Source organism: Sporosarcina sp. GTC18466, from assembly GCF_055389225.1.
The window spans coordinates 2,829,026-2,850,238 of record NZ_AP044037.1 but is presented as its reverse complement, the minus strand read 5'-3'; the positions used below and the strand labels follow the sequence as shown (position 1 = coordinate 2,850,238).

The 21,213-nt window shown below is 50.1% G+C and carries 24 protein-coding genes; 17 read left to right on the top strand and 7 right to left on the bottom strand.

Annotated features, from left to right (window positions below; genetic code table 11):
- The first annotated feature begins 20 nt into the window (after nt 1-20).
- Both ACZ5FK_RS14095 and nspC read left to right on the top strand, forming a co-directional pair.
- The gene (locus ACZ5FK_RS14095) at nt 21-1,220 is read left to right on the top strand and encodes a saccharopine dehydrogenase family protein (protein WP_464805509.1); all 1,200 of its coding nucleotides are present in this window, start codon (nt 21-23) and stop codon (nt 1,218-1,220) included.
- An 18-nt stretch (nt 1,221-1,238) separates the two neighbouring features.
- Complete coding sequence (nspC, locus tag ACZ5FK_RS14090; RefSeq protein ID WP_464805508.1) at nt 1,239-2,381, top strand: carboxynorspermidine decarboxylase; 1,143 nt, start codon at nt 1,239-1,241, stop codon at nt 2,379-2,381.
- 338 nt (nt 2,382-2,719) lie between these two features.
- On the opposite strand, the gene ACZ5FK_RS14085 is transcribed toward nspC, so the two are convergent.
- Together ACZ5FK_RS14085 and ACZ5FK_RS14080 are read right to left on the bottom strand one after the other, a co-directional pair.
- Nucleotides 2,720-3,733, bottom strand: coding sequence for a hypothetical protein (locus tag ACZ5FK_RS14085; RefSeq protein WP_464805507.1), 1,014 nt, complete (start codon nt 3,731-3,733; stop codon nt 2,720-2,722).
- 149 nt (nt 3,734-3,882) lie between these two features.
- Nucleotides 3,883-4,878 carry a YecA family protein gene (locus ACZ5FK_RS14080; RefSeq protein ID WP_464805506.1) on the bottom strand — a complete coding sequence of 332 codons (996 nt, stop codon included), beginning with the start codon at nt 4,876-4,878 and terminating at the stop codon, nt 3,883-3,885.
- A gap of 156 nt (nt 4,879-5,034) precedes the next feature.
- Here ACZ5FK_RS14080 and ACZ5FK_RS14075 point away from each other — a divergent pair, with 156 nt between their 5' ends.
- A complete protein-coding gene (locus ACZ5FK_RS14075; protein WP_464805505.1) occupies nt 5,035-6,162 on the top strand; it encodes a M20 peptidase aminoacylase family protein in 1,128 nt (375 codons plus the stop codon).
- A gap of 37 nt (nt 6,163-6,199) precedes the next feature.
- On the opposite strand, the gene ACZ5FK_RS14070 is transcribed toward ACZ5FK_RS14075, so the two are convergent.
- Both ACZ5FK_RS14070 and ACZ5FK_RS14065 read right to left on the bottom strand, forming a co-directional pair.
- Nucleotides 6,200-6,730 carry a hypothetical protein gene (locus ACZ5FK_RS14070; protein ID WP_464805504.1) on the bottom strand — a complete coding sequence of 177 codons (531 nt, stop codon included), beginning with the start codon at nt 6,728-6,730 and terminating at the stop codon, nt 6,200-6,202.
- On the bottom strand, nt 6,727-7,305 hold the full coding sequence (locus ACZ5FK_RS14065; protein WP_464805503.1) for a VanZ family protein: 579 nt from the start codon (nt 7,303-7,305) through the stop codon (nt 6,727-6,729). The genes ACZ5FK_RS14070 and ACZ5FK_RS14065 overlap by 4 nt, the downstream gene beginning before the upstream one ends.
- Before the next feature lie 354 nt (nt 7,306-7,659).
- On the opposite strand from ACZ5FK_RS14065, the gene ACZ5FK_RS14060 reads away from it, so the two are divergent.
- The 7 genes from ACZ5FK_RS14060 to ACZ5FK_RS14030 all read left to right on the top strand — a co-directional run bounded on the left by ACZ5FK_RS14060 (nt 7,660) and on the right by ACZ5FK_RS14030 (nt 12,790).
- Nucleotides 7,660-8,706, top strand: coding sequence for an ABC transporter substrate-binding protein (locus ACZ5FK_RS14060; RefSeq protein WP_464805502.1), 1,047 nt, complete (start codon nt 7,660-7,662; stop codon nt 8,704-8,706).
- Between the two features lie 5 nt (nt 8,707-8,711).
- On the top strand, nt 8,712-9,488 hold the full coding sequence (locus ACZ5FK_RS14055; protein WP_464805501.1) for an ABC transporter ATP-binding protein: 777 nt from the start codon (nt 8,712-8,714) through the stop codon (nt 9,486-9,488).
- 7 nt (nt 9,489-9,495) lie between these two features.
- The gene (locus tag ACZ5FK_RS14050; protein WP_464805500.1) at nt 9,496-10,350 is read left to right on the top strand and encodes an ABC transporter permease; all 855 of its coding nucleotides are present in this window, start codon (nt 9,496-9,498) and stop codon (nt 10,348-10,350) included.
- 296 nt (nt 10,351-10,646) lie between these two features.
- On the top strand, nt 10,647-10,952 hold the full coding sequence (locus tag ACZ5FK_RS14045; protein WP_464805499.1) for an antibiotic biosynthesis monooxygenase family protein: 306 nt from the start codon (nt 10,647-10,649) through the stop codon (nt 10,950-10,952).
- A complete protein-coding gene (locus tag ACZ5FK_RS14040) occupies nt 10,952-11,308 on the top strand; it encodes a hypothetical protein (protein ID WP_464805498.1) in 357 nt (118 codons plus the stop codon). Before ACZ5FK_RS14045 ends, ACZ5FK_RS14040 begins: the two co-directional genes overlap by 1 nt.
- A 14-nt stretch (nt 11,309-11,322) precedes the next feature.
- On the top strand, nt 11,323-11,985 hold the full coding sequence (locus ACZ5FK_RS14035) for a cobalamin B12-binding domain-containing protein (protein ID WP_464805497.1): 663 nt from the start codon (nt 11,323-11,325) through the stop codon (nt 11,983-11,985).
- A complete protein-coding gene (locus ACZ5FK_RS14030; RefSeq protein WP_464805496.1) occupies nt 11,972-12,790 on the top strand; it encodes an STAS domain-containing protein in 819 nt (272 codons plus the stop codon). The genes ACZ5FK_RS14035 and ACZ5FK_RS14030 overlap by 14 nt, the downstream gene beginning before the upstream one ends.
- 43 nt (nt 12,791-12,833) lie before the next feature.
- Here ACZ5FK_RS14030 and ACZ5FK_RS14025 read toward each other — a convergent pair whose 3' ends face one another.
- Nucleotides 12,834-13,316, bottom strand: a complete 483-nt coding sequence (locus ACZ5FK_RS14025; protein WP_464805495.1) for an NUDIX hydrolase — start codon at nt 13,314-13,316, stop codon at nt 12,834-12,836.
- Nucleotides 13,317-13,489: 173 nt separating this feature from the next.
- Between ACZ5FK_RS14025 and ACZ5FK_RS14020 the strand changes: the two genes are divergently transcribed.
- The 3 genes from ACZ5FK_RS14020 to ACZ5FK_RS14010 all read left to right on the top strand — a co-directional run bounded on the left by ACZ5FK_RS14020 (nt 13,490) and on the right by ACZ5FK_RS14010 (nt 15,378).
- Nucleotides 13,490-14,236 (top strand): SAM-dependent methyltransferase, encoded by a 747-nt coding sequence (locus ACZ5FK_RS14020; RefSeq protein ID WP_464805494.1) that lies wholly within the window; start codon nt 13,490-13,492, stop codon nt 14,234-14,236.
- A gap of 29 nt (nt 14,237-14,265) precedes the next feature.
- Entirely contained in the window at nt 14,266-14,712 is a 447-nt protein-coding gene (locus ACZ5FK_RS14015) for a DUF1801 domain-containing protein (RefSeq protein ID WP_464805493.1), read from the top strand.
- 105 nt (nt 14,713-14,817) lie between these two features.
- Nucleotides 14,818-15,378 (top strand): hypothetical protein, encoded by a 561-nt coding sequence (locus ACZ5FK_RS14010; protein ID WP_464805492.1) that lies wholly within the window; start codon nt 14,818-14,820, stop codon nt 15,376-15,378.
- Nucleotides 15,379-15,428: 50 nt separating this feature from the next.
- Here the strand turns inward: ACZ5FK_RS14010 and ACZ5FK_RS14005 are convergent, their stop codons facing one another.
- Nucleotides 15,429-15,890, bottom strand: a complete 462-nt coding sequence (locus ACZ5FK_RS14005) for an ASCH domain-containing protein (protein WP_464805491.1) — start codon at nt 15,888-15,890, stop codon at nt 15,429-15,431.
- A 183-nt stretch (nt 15,891-16,073) separates the two neighbouring features.
- On the opposite strand from ACZ5FK_RS14005, the gene ACZ5FK_RS14000 reads away from it, so the two are divergent.
- On the top strand, nt 16,074-17,057 hold the full coding sequence (locus tag ACZ5FK_RS14000; protein WP_464805490.1) for a ring-cleaving dioxygenase: 984 nt from the start codon (nt 16,074-16,076) through the stop codon (nt 17,055-17,057).
- Nucleotides 17,058-17,087: 30 nt separating this feature from the next.
- On the opposite strand, the gene ACZ5FK_RS13995 is transcribed toward ACZ5FK_RS14000, so the two are convergent.
- Nucleotides 17,088-17,576, bottom strand: coding sequence for a hypothetical protein (locus tag ACZ5FK_RS13995; protein WP_464805489.1), 489 nt, complete (start codon nt 17,574-17,576; stop codon nt 17,088-17,090).
- Between the two features lie 172 nt (nt 17,577-17,748).
- Between ACZ5FK_RS13995 and ACZ5FK_RS13990 the strand changes: the two genes are divergently transcribed.
- The 3 genes from ACZ5FK_RS13990 to ACZ5FK_RS13980 all read left to right on the top strand — a co-directional run bounded on the left by ACZ5FK_RS13990 (nt 17,749) and on the right by ACZ5FK_RS13980 (nt 21,213).
- Nucleotides 17,749-18,135 carry a CidA/LrgA family protein gene (locus ACZ5FK_RS13990; RefSeq protein WP_464805488.1) on the top strand — a complete coding sequence of 129 codons (387 nt, stop codon included), beginning with the start codon at nt 17,749-17,751 and terminating at the stop codon, nt 18,133-18,135.
- On the top strand, nt 18,123-18,815 hold the full coding sequence (locus tag ACZ5FK_RS13985; protein WP_464805487.1) for an LrgB family protein: 693 nt from the start codon (nt 18,123-18,125) through the stop codon (nt 18,813-18,815). The genes ACZ5FK_RS13990 and ACZ5FK_RS13985 overlap by 13 nt, the downstream gene beginning before the upstream one ends.
- 346 nt (nt 18,816-19,161) lie before the next feature.
- Nucleotides 19,162-21,213 (top strand): S9 family peptidase, encoded by a 2,052-nt coding sequence (locus ACZ5FK_RS13980; RefSeq protein WP_464805486.1) that lies wholly within the window; start codon nt 19,162-19,164, stop codon nt 21,211-21,213.

Below are 21,213 nucleotides of genomic sequence, written 5' to 3'. Positions count from 1 at the left end.
TATCGAAGGGGTGTAATACAATGGGTAAAGCGTTAATTATCGGAGCAGGCGGCGTCGCAAGCGTCGTCGCACACAAATGCTGTCAGGTGCCGGATGTGTTCGAGGAGATCTGCATCGCGAGCCGGACGAAATCGAAGTGTGATGCACTCAAGGAAAAGCTGGACGGAGGTCGCACGAAAATCCAGACGGCGCAAGTCGACGCGGATAACGTGCCTGAGCTTGTCGCATTGATCAACGACTTCAAGCCGGAGATCGTCATCAACGTCGCATTGCCGTACCAGGACCTCACCATCATGGATGCATGTCTTGAAACTGGCGTCCACTATCTCGACACAGCGAACTACGAGCCGCTTGACACGGCGAAATTTGAATACAAGTGGCAATGGGCATACAAAGAGAAGTTCGAAAAAGCGGGACTTACTGCGATTCTCGGAAGCGGCTTCGACCCTGGCGTAACAGGCGTCTTCTCGGCATATGCACAAAAGCATTATTTCGACGAAATCCATACGATTGATATTGTCGATGCGAACGCAGGCGATCACGGCTATCCATTCGCGACAAACTTCAATCCGGAGATCAATATCCGTGAAGTGACCGCAAATGGCCGCTATTACGAAGACGGAGAGTTCAAAGAAACGCCGCCGCTTTCCGAAAAGCGCGTGTACGACCTTCCTGAAATAGGACCGAAAGATGTCTACCTTCTCTATCACGAAGAACTCGAGTCCCTTGCAAAGAACATCAAAGGCATCAAGAAGATCCGCTTCTGGATGACGTTCTCGCAAAACTACCTGACTCACTTGAAAGTGCTTGAAAACGTCGGCATGACGTCAATTGAACCGATCAACTTCGAAGGCCAGGAGATCGTGCCGCTTCAATTCCTGAAAGCCGTGCTTCCGGATCCGGCTTCCCTCGGACCGCGCACGAAAGGAAAAACGAATATCGGCTGTATTTTCCAAGGCACGAAAGACGGCGAAGAGAAGACCTATTATGTGTATAACGTTTCCGATCACCAGGAATGCTACCGCGAAGTCGGGTCACAGGCGATTTCCTATACAACAGGCGTGCCTGCGATGATCGGCGCGATGCTTCTCATGAAAGGCGAATGGAAAAAACCAGGCGTCTACAATGTCGAGGAGTTCGATCCGGATCCTTTCATGGAAGCGTTGAACGAGTACGGCTTGCCATGGCAGGAAGATTTCAATCCTGAATTGATTGACTGATAGGAGGTGCGGTAACTGATGAATATCAATTTTAATCCAAGCAGCGTCCCCTCCCCTTCCTACGTGGTCGATGAGGCATTGCTCATTAAAAACCTGGAAGTGATGAAGCGCGTCATCGACGAGACAGGCTGCAAAATCCTGCTCGCTCAAAAGGGGTTTTCCATGTTCTCGGTCTATCCGCTCATCGGAAAATACTTGAACGGTGTCACATCGAGCGGCGTGCTCGAAGCGAGGCTCGGCTATGAAGAGATGGGAAAAGAGGTGCATACGTATGCACCTGCCTTCTCCGACGATGATTTCGGCGAGATCCTGAAATACTCCGATCACATCGTCTTCAATTCTTTCAAGCAATGGAATAAATTCAAAGACCGTGTACAAGCGGCGGATAAACCGATCGAATGCGGCATCCGCATCAATCCGGAATACTCCGAGATTGAAGTCGATATGTACAATCCATGCTTCGCCTACTCGCGGTTCGGCGTCACGAAAGAAAACTTTGAGGCTGGCCAGCTGGACGGCATTGACGGACTCCATTTCCATACGATGTGTGAACAGAATTCAGATACACTCGAACGCACGGTGAAAGTCGTGGAAGAAAAGTTCGGGGAATACCTCCATGAGCTGAAATGGCTCAACTTCGGAGGCGGGCACCATATCACACGCCCTGATTACGATGTAGACCGCTTGATCCGGACAATCAATTACGTGAAAGACAAATATGATGTCCAAGTGTATCTCGAGCCGGGAGAAGCAATCGCACTAAACACAGGCTTCCTCGTTTCCACCGTACTCGATACACTTGATAACAAGATGCCGATTGCAATCTTGGATACATCGGCATCCACCCATATGCCTGACGTCCTTGAAATGCCATACCGGCCGGAAATCGCAGGCGCGGGCATGCCGAATGAAAAGGCAATCACCTACCGTCTCGGCGGGCCGACCTGCCTTGCAGGCGACGTCATCGGCGACTACTCGTTCGACGAGCCGCTCAAGCCCGGCGACAAGCTCGTCTTCGGCGACATGGCGCACTACACGATGGTCAAGAACAACACCTTCAACGGCGTCAACCTGCCGTCGATTGTGCTGAACACCGTCGACAATGGCATTAAAGTCATTAAAACGTTCGGCTATGAGGACTTCAAGGAACGGTTGTCTTAAATGAAAACAGTGCATGGCGGCTGCCATGCACTGTTTTTTGTATGATTAACTTTCATCAAGCTTGTGGAACGACAAATTAGCAAGCCGGATGATCCGTTTAGCAAGAGAAGCGATCGATTAGCAGGCGGAATGATTCGTTTAGTCGACGGAGCAATCCATTTTGCCACCTGAACGATCCATTTAACCGGCGGAGCCATCCATTTAGCTTCCGGAGCAATCCATTTAACCAACTGAACAATCCATTTAAACAGTCAAACGATTCATTAGCCGACGAACCAACCTATTTACAAGATCGAACGCCTCATTACCAGCCCTTACCGCCTATTAACAACAACGCCCTACTCCTTCTTCTCCTTCACTCGCACTCTCGCTAACTTGTATTCTCCATCCTTTTCGACAAGAGGACCTTCCATCTTCTCGCCTTCTTTGCCGTATGCCTCGATTGGACTGGCGAAGAGTGTGTTACCTATATCCGTCTCGATGGAAATCTCATAGTCGGTCAGCTTTTTGATCCGCTCGTCGGTTTCCGGATTGTTGAATATGAGGCGAAATGAGCCGTCGGGATTCACCTCGGTCACTCCGATGAAGCCGGATGTGATGTAGTCCGGCAAAATTGCTCTCCCTCGCAGAGACGTCCCTTCGACCAAATTGCTGACGCCATCGATAAAGATATAGTCGTCTTCTTTTGTTATTTCCGTAGGCTCCAGGCGGATTTCAAGGTCTCCGTAATCATCGGGCTGTTTCCAGTCGGGTGCATGCAGCGCCATTTCCACCGTTTCGTTCCCACCTGGCAATTCGACCGTCACGGATGCTTTCTGATATTCCGTTTCGTAGGCGTCGTACGCAAATTTGCGGATGAACGGCCCCTCAAGACTATCACCGTCTTCGCCGTAATGTTCTTTAATCTCTTCATTTTGGCGGGCGGGTTCGAAACTGATTTCCATGGTGATGAGCCCATCCACCGACTTCGGTAATTCCGTCTCGTAACGGAAGCTGCCATCCGCTGCCACGCTAGCAGTACTATTGCCGCCGATCAGTGTTCCGTCTGCCCAGTCCAGGTAGAAATACAGCTGTGAGCCTTCCAGAAGATTCGTCATGCCTTCTGCTGTCACAAGCCGGCCTTCTCTTTTGACGGTCCCTTTGAGCTCAACTGCCGTATCTCCAGCATTCTCATTTTTCGTGATCAATTCAATTTCTTTCTCAGCTTTTCCCTCGCCGGCAGACTCATTTTTCTCTTCAGCAGCACTTGTCCCGCCTTCTTTCTTCACATCTGCTCCATCCTCGGCTTTCGAGCAGGCGCTCGTGAGCATAAGAGCCGCCATGAAAAGATATAACACAGATTGCTTCCGCATTCCTACCACTCCTTTATGCAGGTCTTCGATTTTCAGTATCTTTACGTATACGGCATACCCTCCGCCGCGTTTCACAAATCCTCTCTTTTCCTTGTAAATCAAATCTTTTGAAGGAGACGAAAGGTTATTGGACCTACAAAAAAAGTGCCCTATATGGACACTTTCTCACCCGCCTCTTGATAAGCGGTTATCTCTTTATAATATTTGTTCATCGAGGAAGGCGACACTCCGAACCATTCAGCAATTTCCTTCAATGTCATGTCGAGCGGCTCAAAACATTCCGCTTCCAGGCCATAACGGATCGCTCCCGCGGCAATCGCGACTTCTTTCCTTGCATTCGGCTGCAATTCCACCAGATAATTCTCTATCGTTTCAAGCAGCCTTTCCGAAGAACGGTCATGCGCCTTCAAAAATTCAACCGCCGCCTCGAGAACTCCTGTTTCGAACTTCGAGTATTCTTCGCCTTTATAGCCGTCTTCTGAAAGCATGAGCCAGAATTGCAAGGCATGTTCCTGCATGAATTCCTGCTCATCCGCCTTCTCATAGAGCTTTGCGAACTCGCCAAAGACCGACTGATGATCGACAGGGAAGAAAATCAATGTGGAGACTGCAAGGAATTGATCGGCAGGTTCCGTTTCATCCGGCAAGATGAAGCAGAATAGATGAACACCTGTAGGGATCGGCTTCTCCCCTTCCCGTCGAAGCCGGATCACATTGCCATCCACGATTCCTCTTACCGTCATATATTCATCATCCACATTCAGCACATTGCCGATGAACATGCGAGGGGCCTCACGCCATCCTTCGAGAATCTTCAAGATGGACGGACGGACTTGTTTTTTCAGTTGCTTCTCAATATACGACTGCCAAATATCGGTGCGTTTCTGAAAGAAGAACACATCAAGTACAATCGCTTCAATCATTTCTTCCGCGATCTTCCCGGCCAGTTTCCCCTTCCATTCATCTGCCACTTCCAAATATGAAGGCACATCACTTCGTTTTGGATACTCATCATAAAGTGTCTGTAAAATCCGTTCGACTTCGTATGATTTTACATCAGCAACTGTAACCGCTGCCTTCGATTCGCAGCATTTCTTATACTTTTTCCCGCTTCCGCAAGGACAAGGATCATTTCGTCCAATCATATGTACACTTCCTTAATAAAACTACTTTGCTAGTGTACCACGTATAGCCCCACTGAATAAAAGGGATTTTGAACGAATCTGCGCAAAAAATCCGAGCCAGCACATTTGATTTAATGATAGACTATTTAGAGAATCAATCAGACGAGGGGGATACCAATGAATACGCCATTACAGGAAAAAGTCCAGTCCGCTTTCAATCACTTGCATGCACATCCCGAACTGAGCTGGGAAGAAGTCGAGACGACGCAATTTATCAAACGGCAGCTTGAGGAAGCGGGCTGCCGGGTGACGACATTTGAAGATTGCACGGGCGTCACCGGAGACATCGGCAACTTCTCAGGAGATGTCCCCATCATCGCCATCCGGGCGGATATGGACGCCCTCTGGCAGGAAGTCAATGGCGAGATGAAAGCGAACCACTCCTGCGGCCATGATGCTCATATGTCGATGGCGCTTGGAGTCCTGTGGAAAGTCAAAGACCGTCCTGAACTGCTGGACCGGCTAGGTATCCGTTTCATCTTCCAGCCAGCTGAAGAAGTCGGAACAGGGGCTTTGAAGCTCGTTGAAAAAGGGGTTGTCGATCAAGTCGATTACTATTATGGCATCCATTTGCGGCCATTTCAGGAAATGGAAAACGGTAAGGCGGCGCCTGCCATCCTGCATGGATCGACCGGCACTATCGAATTTGAGATCAAAGGCGACGACGCACACGGCGCGCGCCCTCATCTTACGTATAACGCAGTAGAAATCGGGACGTATATCGTCAACGCTCTGCATTCAATCCATCTCGATCCGACCATCCCGCATTCCGTAAAAGTCACACGGTTTCTCGCCGGAGGCAGAAGCACGAATATCATACCGGGCAGCGCCTCCATGGCCGTCGATTTGAGGGCCCAGACAAACAGCGCCATGAATGAACTGGCAAGACGGGTACATGAAATCCTCGACTCCGCCCGCACCCTATTTGGCGTCCGGCTCCTGGTCACCGAAGACAGCCAGACAGCTGCTGCAGAGGTGCATCCTGACGCACAGAAAATCGCCCAGCAGGCGATTGAATCCATCCTAGGGGCTGAAAATACAATGCCGCCCATCGTAACGCCAGGCGGTGATGATTTTCATTTCAATACGATTGAACGTCCTAGCCTGAAAGCGACCATGGTCGGACTAGGCTGCGGATTATCGCCGGGCCTGCACCATCCGGATATGACCTTCAAACATGATGCCATGCATACAGGCATTAGCATCCTCGAAAAAATCCTGGAACTGCATGCTCTCGGCAAATAAAAATAGAGGCGCTGCTCCGGGTGGGCAGCGTCTCTATTCACTCTTCAGATTCACCGAGTTCCTCACGCACCAATCGTGAAGACTTCGATTCCACGTCCGTCAGTTCATAATACCAGCCCTTCTTCGACTCCTGTGCATAGGTGATGATTCGGCCGACGAGTGTCCGTGCCGTCAGCACCGCCTCATGGAGTTCCTCTTTCTTCTTCTCGTTCAGCGATCCTGTCTCGAGAAGTTCCTCCAGCAGCAGCACCATCGTCTCATACGGTTTACTCAGCAAGGACACATCGCTCAAATATAACGAGTCAAAGAACGACTTCGTATCCCTCAGTTCGTTAATTCGGATTTGCAGCAGATCTTTTCCGCTGTCTTGCGGCAAATTGGCAACCCAGTACGACAGTTCCTGATCATAGAAAGGCTCCAGGCGCTCAACCGCCTCTTTCACCTGATGCTGATACATGCCTTCCGTCTGGGCAGCAAACGCCCTCTTTTCCTTTAATAAATATGTATTCCAGTAAAGGAGAAGAAGGAAGGCCATGACGACGAGCAGAACGATATTCTTTTTATTCATGCCGCTGCCTCCCTCCTTTTTGGATAAACTAAACTAAATAGCACATAGCCGATCATGACGCCGACCGTGTTTAAAATGACATCATCGACATCCGAACTGCGGCCGATGAAAAGTTGGATGAATTCAATCGTACAAGTGACCAGCAGCCCGATGAAGAACACTTTCCACCACCTGCACATGCGATTCCACAGCAGCGGAACCAAAATCCCGATCGGCGTGAAGATCAGCATATTTCCTAGAAGGTTCACAAGTGACAAGCTTCCCCAATCACTCGCCCCGCGGTTCGGCCCAAAGTACATTTTCACCGTTTTAAGCGGCGACCAGTTGACACTCGCAAGTTCGTTCGTCATGATGAAATGCAAATAGCGGCTTCCCGTCTGCGGATTATAGTCTACATACCATTTCGGGAGGATGGTCTGCGATGCAAGTCCAATCATGTACAGCGAAAAAACGGCGATGCCTATCTCCCGCCATGCGTTGCTTTCCTTTTTCCCTATTTTTAAAAATAAAATCCTGAGAAACACATAAATCGGCAATGCGGCAAGCATATAGAGAGCCATGTTTTCCATATACATGCGGATTAATCCCATTGTTCCACGCCTTTCATAAAACCATACCACCCATCTAAGAGCCGGCCTATTCTTTTTGGGCCCGCTCTTTTAAGAAATGTATCGTCCATTAAAGTGAAGTATGACAATCATAGTTGAAAGTTTACCATGATGCCTGCCAGGATAACAGCCTAGCTGCGGTCCGGTTTACAGGAGATTTACAGACAATCTTTAAATGATACCGCTTACATCGGACAAATTGCAACATTATTAAAAAAAGGACTAAAATAAAACAACAATTTGTGCTATTCTAATCCGTAAGGTTCTTGCTGGCCCCTTTCGCCGCAAGGATAACACATACATATCAAGGGGGATTGGGAAATGAGAAAGAAGAGTATTTTCGCTTTGCTCACAATTGCGTTTTTGATGCTGGCACTGGCCGGCTGCGGCAAGAGCGATGACAAGACAGAAGCAGCAGAAAAGGGCGGAAACGCCAAAGTGGAGATTGGCATGTTGAAATTGACGAGTTCCGCTCCCCTATTCATCGCAATCGAAAAAGGTTTTTTTGAGGAAGAAGGCATCACGCCTGATGTGAAATGGTTCGAGGCGGCGCAGCCGATTGCAGTCGCAACAGCCAGCGGCGATATCAATGTCGGTGCCACTGGCATTACCGCCGGCCTTTACAATATGATCGCGGGCGGTGAGAAACTGCAGATTGTCGCGGATAAAGGACGCGAGGAGAAGGGCTATTCTTCGACAGCTTTGCTTGTCCCTTCGGATTCCGCCGTCTCTTCGATTGAAGAGCTGAAAGGCAAGAAGATCGGAATTACCCAAACCGGCTCCACGTACCACTATATGGCGGGACGCTTGCTTGAAGCGCACGGACTTTCAACGAGCGATGTTGAACTTGTACCGCTCAACAGCATTCCCGGCTTGATGGAAACCCTCCAAAGCAAACAGGTCGACGCGGTTCTCTTGAACGAACCGAATGTTTCCCGCGTCGTAAATGAAGGTTATGGAAAAGTGATCGCACAAGTGGGAGATGAATTCGACTATCAGACATCGGGCATTTTCTTTGCCCAAAAATTTGCGGATAATGAAGAACTCGCGACTAAATTCATGAAAGCCTATGCGAAAGCGACCCGTTATTATTACGATGCTGCCCTGCACCAGGAAAACGGCAAAATTGTGCCAGGTGATAATTATGAAGAAGTCGTAAAGATTATTGCAGAGTACACCGACCAAGAGCCTGATTTGATCAAACAAGGGTTGCCTTACATCGATCGTGACGGCAGATTGCTCGCGAATGACATCCAGACACAAATAGATTGGTATGCAAAAGAGAACTTGATCGATACATCGATTGATGCAGCTGAAATTGTGAACACCGACTTGCTGGAAGAAGCCATTACACAACTAGGGAAGTGAGCAGCATGAGAATTGTCATCGACCATGTCGGAAAGACATTCAAACGGTCAAAACATGAAGAGACGACCGCTCTTAAGGATATTAACTTCACTATCAATGAAAAGGAGTTCGTCGTCCTCGTAGGCCCAAGCGGCTGCGGAAAATCGACCTTGTTAAATATTGTCGGCGGCTTGCTGTCACCGACCGAGGGCAGTGTGTATTTCGAAGGCATGGAAGACGAGGCAAAAGATCCGTCTCTTGCGATCGTCTTCCAGGAAATCGCCCTCTTTCCATGGCGTACTGTCTACGAAAACGTCATATACGGACTGCAAGAACGAAAAGCGAGCAAGCAGGAACAGCGGGAGAAAGGCAACTACTACATTGATATGGTAGGCCTGACGGAGTTCAAGGATGCGTACCCTAAACAGCTGTCCGGCGGCATGAAACAGCGGGTCGGCATCGGCCGGGCGCTTGCTGTCGAGCCGGACCTTCTCCTGATGGACGAACCGTTTTCCGCTCTTGATGCCCAAACGCGCACGCTCATGCAGGAAGAATTGCTGACGATTTGGAATCGCACGCAGCTCAGCACCCTTTATGTCACACATAATATCGAAGAGGCCGTCTATTTGGCGGACCGGGTCATCGTCCTGTCGCGGCATCCGGGACAGATCAAAGAGATCATCGAAATCGATTTGCCGAAAATGGGCCGTGGCAATGGGGAGCATCTGGAACAGTTCAATCGCTATACGGAACAGATCTGGCAATTGATCCGCCACGATGCAGTAGAGGCACTGAAGGAGTGAGACGCTTATGACAAATAACCTTATGACGAAACCAGACATCGCGGAGCCTACTCCGCCAGCGGGGAAATCTAGCGGGAGCTCCCGGAAAATAATCACGAACCGGGTCGCCTTCCTTGATAAGAAGGTCCCCCTCTACGCCTCTGTCCTTGGACTGGTCGGCATTCTCGCCGTTTGGGAAATCATCTGCAGCCTGCATATCGTCTCGCCGCTCTTCCTTCCCGCTCCGTCAGCCATCATCACGACCGGCTGGGACATGCTGCGGAGCGGCGAGATTTTGAAGAACCTGGCGCCAAGCCTGTACCGGATCGGGATGGGCTATGTGATCGGCTCAATAGTCGGCATCCTTGTTGGCCTGATCCTCGGCTTTTCCAAATGGGCGGACGCTGTCGGTACACCTGTAGTCTATTCCATTTATCCGATACCAAAAATTGCACTGCTGCCGCTGTTCGTATTGTGGCTTGGAATCGGAGAGCTGTCCAAAGTGACCATCATTTCACTTGGCGTCTTCTTCCCTGTCGTCATTAATACGTACTCAGGTGTTAAAAGCGTCGACCCAATCCTGATCAAAGCCGCCGTCACATTCGGCTCAAACCATCTGAACGTCATCCGGAAAGTGATCTTGCCAGGGGCGCTCCCGATGATTTTCGCCGGCCTGAAACTGGCAGCTGGCACCTCGCTGCTCCTGCTCGTCGCAGCCGAAATGATCGCTGCTCAAAACGGCATCGGCTCCATGGTACTCCATTACGGCAATCTCATGATCACTACAAAACTTATGGTAGGCGTGCTCGTCCTCTCCTTGCTCGGCCTCGCATTCAACCGGCTGTTGCAGTGGATTGAGAATCGGCTGCTCCCATGGAAATAGGAAACCAGGCGGACACCGTGTCCTCCTGGTTTTTTGATTGTTCCATAGCGGAACAAGGATTGATCAGTTCATGCAAAAGAACGACCGACTAGCAGGGTGAACAATCCACCTACACGGGGCCCCTCCCTCTCCCTCTCGCGCGTCACATTACTTTGCGTAAGAAAGAACAGATTCACTCTCCTAGCTGCTTACCCAGCCTCGCCAGAATAATAGGACAATCTGTTTTTAATTCCCTGGCACTATGTTACACTAGCCCATAGACAATCAATATCTGGAACAGCAAAAGGAGCCCTGCCATGTATATTGTCAATTCGACATTCCAAGTTCCGTCCGAGAAGGCGGATGAAGTGATTGGGATCTACAGAAGCCGGTCGAAGCGGGTTGATCAGGCAGAGGGATTCCTGTCGTTTCAATTACTTCAGAATCAAAAGCGGCCCGGTGAGCTCGTAGTCCATATGGAATGGGACACGCGGGAACACTATCTAGAATGGGTGCGCAGTGCGGAGTTCAAGGAAATTCATGAACTTGAGAAGAAATATCCGGATCAGGAGCTGGCGGGGATCATCCCAAAAGTCTCCCAGTATAAGGTGGTGGCGGATTAGTGGAACAGGAGCTCAAAGAGCAGGTTGTGGAAGAAGTTGTGGAGCAGATCTACGAGGCCTATCCATGGCTGTGGGAAAAGTTCGGCGACAATGGCCACAAGCGCACTGCTGAAGACAACTACCATCATCTGGAACATCTCGAAACCGCTTTTCAAATGAACGATATTCGGTTCTTTATTGATTATACAAAATGGCTTGACCAGGTATTGACAAGCAGGAACGTAGGTACCGAATTGATTGTGGATAATTTCGAACGACTGCTGGCTATACTGCCCGGCAAGCTGGATCCAGAGAGAGAAACAGCTTATTTGGAATATTTACAGCAAGCACTTACTACATTACGGCAAACAGGCTGACAAGGAGGGATCAAATGGCAGACCATTACATCAAGCTGGCGGAACTGTTCCTGACAGGAGATGAACATGCCGCCATTGCATATATTACCGAGGTCATGTCTGAAGATAATCGGCTGATGCTATACGAGGATCTTCTTACACCTGCAATGAGCCACATTGGAAGCCTATGGGAGCGGAACGAAATATCGGTGGCGGATGAACATCTGGCGACCGGTGTATGTGATTATGTCATTTCGGATTACGAATTCAGGAATTCATCAGAACAACATGCCAGCTGCAAAAAAGTGATGCTGTTCGGCGTGGAGGGCGAAGAACATTATATCGGACTGAAGATGGCAGCGGCAGTTTTCCAAGAATGCGGCTGGATGGTGCGATATCTCGGCCCGAACCTTCCGCTGCGCCATGCCGAAACGGCGGTTAACGCCTGGCAGCCCGATGTGGTTGCCATGTCGGCTGCCCTTTCTTACCGATTGCCGATGCTCCGGAAATCTGTACAAGTGCTCGCGAATACGGTTAGCCGTCCGACCATTGTCATCGGGGGCCGCATGGCACCTCACGCCAACTTCAAGCAGGAGGCTGGTCCTGGTCAAGTGATCGCCATGCCGAATTTGCGGGAACTTCGAGATTGGCTAGTGTATGCAGAAAAAGGAGCGGAACCGATCAATGTCATTTCCTAATTCCTCCTTGCCGATTCCTATGTATGCGATTGACAAGAACTTGAATATCCTGAAGGCCAATCAAGCTGCAGTACATACATTTGCCCTCGGAAAAAGCATTCTTGAGATCATTGAGCCGGAGAGCCGGTCAAAAATGGAGAGGCACATTCTGCAGTCCCCATCCATCGAGGCTCTTGAGATCAACGCACTTTCAAGCTCAGGCGAAGTCCTGCTCGCCGATTTCTATGTATCCTGGGACGATCAGATGGCTGGCGAGGTAGCTATTATCAAGAAGGACCGTGCAATTATAAAAGTGAGTGAACAGTTAGGACGAATCCGTTCCCGCCTGAACGAAACCAATTTCGAACTGCTGGAAGCGAAGGAAACGGCAGAAAACCTGCTGGAGGAAAACATCAGGCTCTCCTCTCCCTTTATCGAATTGACGGATACAGTCGCTCTTGTTCCTATTTTTGGCGGCCTTGATGAGCATAAGTCGGAAATCATCGCATCCACGCTGACTCGGCGTGCTTACACATCGAATGTGGAAACAGTGATCATCGACTTCACAGCTGTCGGACACATCGAACAAGGCGGATTGAACGGTTTCGAAAAGCTGGTGAGCATGCTGCAGCTCCTCGGATTCTCCATCCTTGTCTCAGGCCTCCACCCGGGACACGTGAAAGAATGGAAAGAGCTGGAGTTCACATCTGATATCCAGTTCAAGAAGTCTCTGCGGCTGGCGATCCAAAGCCTTCTCTCTGCGAAATCCGCCTATCGGAATAAAGAAGTCCATCAACTACCCTCGTTGATGGACATGAAATCATAAAAAAGAGAAAGCGGCATCGCGCCCTTTCTCTTTTTTATCTTCATCAGACCTGCCGTTCCATCTTCACCTCGAACTCCGGATGGGTCACGTAGTCCATATACTTTACACCGCCGAGATTTTCCAAGTATACGTTGAATCGCGTGCAGTAGGCATCAGCCTGCATATAGGCGAGGACTTCTCCGCGCGGCACCCAGCGGGAGTCTGATGTTTCTTCCGATGTAGTGAGCTCTCCGCCTACCGGTGTACAGACGAAGTCCATCATCACTTTGGTCGGCACATCGGTGATGCCATCATGCCATTTATGGATTGCTGTATTTGAATAAATGCCCAGCAGCCGGGACACTTCAATCTCGATGCCACTTTCTTCTTTCACTTCCCGTATGACCGCATCAATCACATTTTCCCCCACTTCCACTTGGCCGCCCGGAAATACCCAGCCCCCGTGCTGCGTTTTCACAAGCAATATGTTCCCTTCCCGATCTTCCACAATTCCTCCTGCTGCGACAATATGAGTCGGCATCGCCATAATAACACCCCTTATTTATCCTTCTACCATTGTACCATAACGTAAATTCTGAAAAACGGAAGATTCTGCTTGGCAGGTGTGTTATATTGAGGCAGAGAGGAGCGATCAATATGGGTATTCGGAATTTGAAGCCACATCTGTAATGCGCATTATCATTACAGGAGGAATAAAACATGACAACACACAAATGGGTACTCCCTTTCTATAAGAGACAATTTGAATGGCTGGACAGCAGCCTGGAAGAGACGATGCAGGATGATCTTACAAGACAAGCATCCGACGTGGTCGAACAGGCAGGAAAACCGATCCGGTCGATGCTTGAAATCGGCGCCGGCATGGGGGCTCTTGCAAGGCATCTCGATTCCATCGGCATTTCGATGACGACGCTTGAGCTCGTGCCAGATCTGGTCGCCTATTCAAAAGGAATCTCTCCAGAGACGATTGACATCCACCAAGGTGATTTCTACACATATGAGTTTTCCCGCACATTTGACGCGGTCGGCTATTTCGACGGGTTCGGCATCGGCACGGATGAGGATCAGCTGATTTTATTGAAACGGATCCGGGACTGGATGGCGGAAGACGGGTGCGCGCTGATCGACATCTACAAGCCCGAGCATTGGCAAAAGGCGGCCGGCCAGGAGATGAACCTTGGGGCTGCGTCCCGGCGGTATGGATTTGACGAAGAAAACAGCAGGATGCTGGACAGCTGGTGGAATCCGTGCACCCCTGATTCCCTCGTCACGCAATCCTTGCGCTGCTATACTGTTGAAGAGGTCAGTGAGCTCTGCTCGCAGGCCGGCCTGCTCATAACAGGCATCTTTCCCGGCGGTGCCATGGATTACGAAAAGTGGATCTATCATGAGCTTGCCCCGCTGCCGGACTGCATGATGTACCGAATCAAATTGAAAAAGCTCTAAAGCAAGCGACAATCAAAGGAGATGAAAACATGGACGACCAGATGCAAACCTACATGGACGGACTAGACCCCAAATGGGCAAATGCCTTTCGGGAGCTCAAAGGCATGATCGACCAAAGGATTCCGAGTGGATTTACGTGTACGATGCAAAATGGCATGCCGTCGTATGTTGTACCGCTCGGAACCTATCCGGCCGGTTACCATTGCGAAGCGAACACCCCCTTGCCTTTTCTGAGCTTAGCTGCGCAGAAGAAACATCTGGCCCTGTATCATATGGGTCTTTATAGCAGCCCTGAGCTGCTCGGTTGGTTTCAAGAGAACTACCCGAAACACATGGACACCAAATTGAATATGGGCAAAAGTTGCATCCGGTTCACCAATCCGAAAAAGATCCCGTATGAGCTCCTAGGTGAACTTGTATCCAAAATGAGTGTGCAAGACTGGATCCACTTATATGAAACGAATGTAGAGCGCTAAACAAGCAAAGAGCAGAAGATCTACCATCTTGTGCTCTTTGCCTTTTCCACGATGCAAAAACTAACAATGGACTAGCAGGCTTCAATAGATCAGGAGGTGCTTGACTTGAAGATGATTCCACTTTTCATCGTTGCTTTTGTCATGCTCATCTCGCTGCTCGGATGCGACTCAGGGAAAAATAGCCTGGACGGCTACAAAGACAGCGATGTCGCGGCAATCGTTTCCGGCAAAGAAATAACGATCGGTGATCTGAGGCTTCTCTACCGGGATGAGGATGTGCTGGATAATATCGAAGGTAGCGCAAAACTAGAAGTGCTCATACAAGAGATGAAACGCAGGGGCGTAGATATTTCAGAGGACAAGCGGACCCAGAAAGAGCTCATGTTATCGGTCCCCTTTGAGGAGATTGAAGATAATACGATGAGGGATTTCATTAAGCAGCAGGCTGATAAGCTCGGAATGGAGCCTGATCAGTATTATGAAAAATTCGCCGAACTGAGAAGCGAGCAGGATCCCTACCTGTCAGCCTTCATGGAAGAGATGTTCAGTGAAGAGGAAATTGAAGAAGGCCTGAATGATGTAAAAGCCTTCGATAAGAAGGTGAGCCAGGCACTGGACCGCTTATACAAAGCCCATAAGGACGAGATTACAATCCTGATCAAATAAATGAAAGCCGGCAAAACGGAAAGACGCATACGATCATGCGTCTTTCCTGTTCATCGACTTTGTGCGTTCCATTCATTACGGGCATCGACGAGTTCAAACCGTTCACAGACAAGTTCCAGATCGTCCTTAAAGGCAATTCCTGCTTTCCCCAGTTCCTGCTTGAAAAATTGTTCATGTGCTTCCTTCCAGTCACGGAAAGACCCTTCACCTTCCGCCAGTGCAAATTCCTCCGTCACTTCATTCATCGGCACAATCGACACATCGACTGTCCTAATGATGGCGACCGGCTCTTCGCGGCTGTTCAAGATGATGCTGTGCTCCCCGGTCTCTGGAAGCGGCTCGTTCTCCATCTCGTAGAGGATACGGGCAGAACAGGTAGCTGTCTTCCTTCCATCGATCACGGATTGGGCAAACTCGTCCGGCGAATCGCCAAATGCCCATGCACTGACCGATTCCGGCACTTCCTTTCCCGCTGAGTAAAGCTTCCAATACTCCATTGCCGCCTGATTCATATGATTACCCCCTTTCCTGGCTTTCTGCTGCCGATTGTTCTGCCTTCACTATAGCAAACAGCAGATGATCTTTCTAGTTGATTACCCCTTGTCCAACCTCTATATGCACAAGCCCCTTTATTGACAAGCAAAAGATCCTCTCTTATAATTACCTTGAATTCAAGATAAAAAGGAGTGTGTCCGATGAATGAATTGAAAGGAATCCACCATGTTACGGCAATCACAAGCAGCGCCGAGAAGAATTATGAGTTTTTCACGTTCGTGCTCGGCATGCGACTGGTGAAGAAGACTGTCAATCAGGATGATATCCGCACCTACCATCTGTTCTTTGCGGATGACAAAGGATCGGCGGGCACCGACATGACCTTTTTCGACTTTCCGGGCATCCCAAAAGGAACGCATGGAACTGATGAAATCCATAAGACCTCATTCCGTGTACCGAGCGATGAGGCGCTTGGTTACTGGGTGAAACGGTTTGATAAATATGATGTCGTCCATACCGGTATCCAAGAACTTTTCGGTACACGTACACTTTCCTTCACGGATTTTGACGATCAGAAGTATATGCTCGTCTCTGATGAAAACAACGCTGGCGTCCCGTCCGGCTCGCCTTGGCAGGACGGCCCTGTTCCGCTGGAATACGCGATTACCGGTCTAGGGCCTGTCCATATCCGGGTGTCTGATACTATGCATTTCAAGGATATTCTTCAGGAAGTGATGGGAATGAAGGAAATTGCGACTAACGGGGACTTCCATCTATTTGAAATGGGGCAGGGCGGAAATGGCGCCCGTGTCATCGTCGAGTTGAACACTGCATTGCCAAGAGGACAGCAAGGGTTCGGCACAGTCCATCATGCGGCATTCCGGGTCGCTGACAGGGCAGCTCTTGATGAGTGGATCCAGCATATGCGCAGTTTCCGCTACCCGACATCCGGCCATGTGGACCGTTTCTTCTTCGAATCGCTTTACTGCCGTTTCACGCATGGCATCTTGTTTGAATGGGCGACGGACGGACCCGGTTTCATGGGTGATGAGCCGTACGAGACACTCGGTGAAAAGCTGTCACTGCCGCCGTTTCTCGAACCGAAGCGCGAGTCGATCGAACGCATGGTGCGGCCGATCGACACGGTGAGAAGCACGCTGACAATCGAGAAGGAATACTTGTGATGCATAGAGCCGGGCGATTGCCCGGCTTTTTCAGCAGATGATAACCACTTGATCGGGGGTGGTCTGTGCAGGTATGCTTCTGGTCGTTGCGCCATAGACAACAAGAAGAATCCGGTTTCTCGGGTCTCCTGTAAATGCCTGACCGTTCTCCAACACCATTTTCGTCCTCTTTCCGAGATTCAGTTTCAAAGTGCCCGTACTGTTCACAAGCAGACCGTCAAAATAATCGATCGTCACAAATCGTCCCGGTTCTTCCTTCGCCATGGCGACCGCCCGGTATTGCGGCGGGTAAATGAGCGGTACAGGCAAGTCGGCATCAAAGAACCCGATCACCCGGTCGCCCCTCTTCACCATTGCATGATCCACAAAATATGTGCCAGGTTCAATGACGAACTGAACTGGAGAACCCTGATCTCCCTCCAGCATGAATAGCTGATAACAGCCAGCCGCCGGATCACCTGGACTCAGATAAAAATCCGAGATGTCCATCACCCTGCCGCTGAATGATTGAAAGTTCAATGCATCCTCCCCTTTCTGGTTCTTACGCCTATTCACCATATGCAAGCATGCATGCGGATGTGCGAAGCCTGCTGCGACATTGTTTCAGGCGAATGCTTGTGATATACTCGTGTGAGCACTGACTTTATAGAGAAAGAAGGAAGCCGTTTCTTTCCGAAGAAACAGCGACTGCATGAAACTGATCCGGATTTGCCTGCAAATCGGCATCCTTTTCCTATTTTCATATGCCGGCAACTTGCTTCAAGCCACTTTTCACCTGATTTTACCCGGCAGTATCATCGGCCTGCTGCTGCTGTTTGTCTGCCTATGCCTGAAGGTGATCCCCGCCAAGCTGATCGAAGACGGCGCGGGCTTCCTGATTGGCATACTGACCCTTTTGTTCATCCCCATGACGGTTGGAATCATGAAATATCCTTCCCTTCTGTCGATTCATGGGCTTCTTTTATTCTTAGCAGTCCTTGTCAGCACGGTGCTTACCATCGCCGTCACTGGGGCAGTAAGCCAGCGGATTGAAAAAAGAAGGGACAGAAAGGAGGCCGAAAAGGCATGCAGCAAATAATACTGCCGGCAGCAATGGTATTGCTGACCATGGGCTGCTACTTCCTTATGACAAGAGCATATACACGGTTCCCTCTTCCCTTCCTGCTGCCCGTCTTGACATCGACGGTTGCCATTATCCTCATCCTTTCGATTTTCTCTATTCCCTACGAGACATACATGGCGGGCGGAAAGTGGATCAATTCCTTGCTCGGTCCGGCGGTTGTCGCTCTTGCCTATCCCCTCTACAAGCAACGGGAATTCCTGAAGAAACATATAATCGTGATTCTTGCAGGCGTTTTGACAGGCGGCACGTTCGGCATGCTAAGCGTTGCCATACTTGCAAAGGTCAGCGGATTAAGCCGGTCTTTGAGCCTGTCGATCCTGCCGAAATCCGTGACAACCCCGATTGCGATTGCAGTCGCCGATAGTCTCGGCGGCAATGCCTCCATGGCAGTCGTCAGTGTCATGATTGCGGGGATTTTCGGTTCAATTCTGGCTCCCTATCTGTTCAAATTGGCAAGAGTGGACAGCCCGGTCGGAAAAGGGCTCGCGCTCGGGAGCGCTTCCCACGCACTCGGCACAGCAAAATCAGCGGAATTCGGGGAGCTCGCCTTTTCCATGAGTTCGGTTGCAATGACGATCAGCGCCATTCTTTGTTCGATTCTTGCACCGCTCATCGCCTGGCTGTTTTTTGGCTGATCAATCATGGAAACGGGCGAATAGGACATATGCCTATTCGCCCGTTCACTTTACTTCCGCGCAGATCAGTCCGAAATAGGTCGGGGCTTCATAGGAGTGCCCTCCCTCGTCAGGCGCATCCGCTCAGGCTGATTCCCTTTCAGCTCAGGAATGATTTCCCCTCCGTGCGGGGCGATACAGGCAAATACAAATGGATTCATGTCATCACATCTTTCCTTTAAGATATCTTTATACCTTTCTATAACGAAATTAAAAATCCTTCTTGCCCGCCTGCTATTTTCACACAATTAAAGGATTCCCAAGAGTTCATCCCGAAATAGAAGGAGATGAAAGAGAGGAGAATTCCATGAAACCACCTGTAGCAAAACGCATCCCCCATCCCCACGAACTGCATGGCGATGTGCGGGAAGACGATTATTACTGGCTGAAAGAACGCTCGAACCCGGAGGTCATTGACTATCTGGAAGCGGAGAACGCCTATTTCAGAAGCGTTATGGATCCGCTGAAGGACCTGACCGAGGAAATCTATCAGAGCATGGTGGACCGCGTGCCGGAATCGGAGACAAATGTTCCTGTGAAACGCGGCGCTTACTTCTATTATTCGCGCCTGGACAAGAGCAAGCAGTATCCGATCTATGCACGCAAGAAAGCGGAGAGCCGCCAGGGACTCGAAAATGCCAAAGAGGAAATTGTACTCGACCTGAATGAACTGGCAGAAGAAGACGGCTATCTGAGCGTCACCGCCCAGCGCATGAACAGTGCCCATGACCGCCTGGCCTACCTTGAAAACCGGGACGGCACGGACCGGTATACCGTTTTTGTGAAAAACATGGAGACTGGCGAACTGCTGGAAGACACGATTTCAAATGTCTATATATACGGCAGCCTGGAGTGGAGTGAATGCGGCGACTACCTCTTCTACATAACGGTAGATGACAGCGAACGTCCAAACCAGCTTTGGCGCCATCGTATCGGCAGCGGCACGGAAAGCGATGAAATGATCTACGAAGAGAAGGATGAAACGTTCACTCTTTACTTGGGCAAGTCACAGAGCAGCAGATACATCTTTGCCTACTCCCATTCCAAGACAACGAGTGAAGTCCGAATGATCGACGCATCCTCTCCTCTCAAGGAGCCAAAAATCCTCGATGAGCGCCGCGAAGGAATTTTGTACGACGTCGAGGATTGGGGCGATGACCTGCTCATCTTGACAAACGAAAACGCACTGAACTTCAAGCTGCTCCGTGCGCCGCTCGATGATCTGCGGAACAGGACAAGTGTCATCGAGTACAAGGAAGAACGGTTCCTCCAAGGCATGTATCCTTTCAGGGACGCCTTGATCCTATCCGGCCGAGAAAACGGCTTAACACAAGTCTGGGAGCTGAAAGACGGCGCCCTGGAACAGATTGAGTGGAACGAGCCGATCTACTCTGTATCCGTCATCGGCAACCAGGACTATGATGCGACTGAGGTGTTGATCGAGTATGAGTCGCTGCTGACCCCTGAGACGACCTACAGCATAGATCTTGCAACTGAAGAGAAAACATGTCTGCAGGTAGCTCCGGTCAGCGGTGAATATGATCCGTCTTCCTACCGTCAGGAACAGCTCTGGGCGACTGCAGAAGACGGTGTCAAAGTGCCGCTCAATGTCGTCTATAAAGAAGGCGCGTTCGATAACGGACCTGCGCCGACAATCCTGCATGCATACGGCTCCTATGGATCGAACAGCGATCCATATTTCAGTCCTTACCGACTGCCCGCCTTGGATAAAGGCGTCGTATTCGTCACCGCGCAAGTCCGGGGCGGGTCTGAAATGGGGCGTCAATGGTACGAAGACGGGAAGATGCAGCACAAGCGGAATACATTCACCGATTTCATTGCGGCTGCGAAACATCTGATAGCGGAAGGCTACACAACTCCCGATCTGCTTGCAGGGCGCGGCGGCAGTGCTGGCGGCCTCCTGATCGGAGCGGTCGCGAACATGGCGCCAGATCTGTTCAAAGTGCTGATTCCAGAAGTGCCGTTTGTTGACGTTATAACGACGATGCTGGACACTTCCATACCGTTAACGACTCTCGAGTGGGATGAATGGGGCAATCCGCAAAAAGCGGACGACTACTTTTATATGAAATCGTACAGCCCTTACGATAATGTCGAGGCGAAAGACTATCCGCATCTTTACATCACAACCGGCATCAACGATCCGCGTGTCGGCTACTGGGAACCTGCAAAATGGGTGGCACGCCTGCGTGATCTGAAGACGGATGACAATCTGCTCGTGATGAAGACGAACATGGGCGCCGGCCACTTCGGCGCGTCCGGGCGTTTCAATCACTTGAAGGAAGCTGCTGAAGTGTATGCGTTTGTCTTTGATAAGCTTGGTGTTCGTTCTCAGTAA

What these genes read in the sequence shown, in the direction of transcription:
- ACZ5FK_RS14095 (WP_464805509.1), top strand. Translation starts at nt 21, where the DNA reads ATGGGTAAAGCGTTAATTATCGGAGCAGGCGGCGTCGCAAGCGTCGTC.
- nspC (WP_464805508.1), top strand. Translation starts at nt 1,239, where the DNA reads ATGAATATCAATTTTAATCCAAGCAGCGTCCCCTCCCCTTCCTACGTG.
- ACZ5FK_RS14085 (WP_464805507.1), bottom strand. Translation starts at nt 3,733, where the DNA reads ATGCGGAAGCAATCTGTGTTATATCTTTTCATGGCGGCTCTTATGCTC.
- ACZ5FK_RS14080 (WP_464805506.1), bottom strand. Translation starts at nt 4,878, where the DNA reads ATGATTGGACGAAATGATCCTTGTCCTTGCGGAAGCGGGAAAAAGTAT.
- ACZ5FK_RS14075 (WP_464805505.1), top strand. Translation starts at nt 5,035, where the DNA reads ATGAATACGCCATTACAGGAAAAAGTCCAGTCCGCTTTCAATCACTTG.
- ACZ5FK_RS14070 (WP_464805504.1), bottom strand. Translation starts at nt 6,730, where the DNA reads ATGAATAAAAAGAATATCGTTCTGCTCGTCGTCATGGCCTTCCTTCTT.
- ACZ5FK_RS14065 (WP_464805503.1), bottom strand. Translation starts at nt 7,305, where the DNA reads ATGTATATGGAAAACATGGCTCTCTATATGCTTGCCGCATTGCCGATT.
- ACZ5FK_RS14060 (WP_464805502.1), top strand. Translation starts at nt 7,660, where the DNA reads ATGAGAAAGAAGAGTATTTTCGCTTTGCTCACAATTGCGTTTTTGATG.
- ACZ5FK_RS14055 (WP_464805501.1), top strand. Translation starts at nt 8,712, where the DNA reads ATGAGAATTGTCATCGACCATGTCGGAAAGACATTCAAACGGTCAAAA.
- ACZ5FK_RS14050 (WP_464805500.1), top strand. Translation starts at nt 9,496, where the DNA reads ATGACAAATAACCTTATGACGAAACCAGACATCGCGGAGCCTACTCCG.
- ACZ5FK_RS14045 (WP_464805499.1), top strand. Translation starts at nt 10,647, where the DNA reads ATGTATATTGTCAATTCGACATTCCAAGTTCCGTCCGAGAAGGCGGAT.
- ACZ5FK_RS14035 (WP_464805497.1), top strand. Translation starts at nt 11,323, where the DNA reads ATGGCAGACCATTACATCAAGCTGGCGGAACTGTTCCTGACAGGAGAT.
- ACZ5FK_RS14030 (WP_464805496.1), top strand. Translation starts at nt 11,972, where the DNA reads ATGTCATTTCCTAATTCCTCCTTGCCGATTCCTATGTATGCGATTGAC.
- ACZ5FK_RS14025 (WP_464805495.1), bottom strand. Translation starts at nt 13,316, where the DNA reads ATGGCGATGCCGACTCATATTGTCGCAGCAGGAGGAATTGTGGAAGAT.
- ACZ5FK_RS14020 (WP_464805494.1), top strand. Translation starts at nt 13,490, where the DNA reads ATGACAACACACAAATGGGTACTCCCTTTCTATAAGAGACAATTTGAA.
- ACZ5FK_RS14015 (WP_464805493.1), top strand. Translation starts at nt 14,266, where the DNA reads ATGGACGACCAGATGCAAACCTACATGGACGGACTAGACCCCAAATGG.
- ACZ5FK_RS14005 (WP_464805491.1), bottom strand. Translation starts at nt 15,890, where the DNA reads ATGAATCAGGCGGCAATGGAGTATTGGAAGCTTTACTCAGCGGGAAAG.
- ACZ5FK_RS14000 (WP_464805490.1), top strand. Translation starts at nt 16,074, where the DNA reads ATGAATGAATTGAAAGGAATCCACCATGTTACGGCAATCACAAGCAGC.
- ACZ5FK_RS13990 (WP_464805488.1), top strand. Translation starts at nt 17,749, where the DNA reads ATGAAACTGATCCGGATTTGCCTGCAAATCGGCATCCTTTTCCTATTT.
- ACZ5FK_RS13985 (WP_464805487.1), top strand. Translation starts at nt 18,123, where the DNA reads ATGCAGCAAATAATACTGCCGGCAGCAATGGTATTGCTGACCATGGGC.
- ACZ5FK_RS13980 (WP_464805486.1), top strand. Translation starts at nt 19,162, where the DNA reads ATGAAACCACCTGTAGCAAAACGCATCCCCCATCCCCACGAACTGCAT.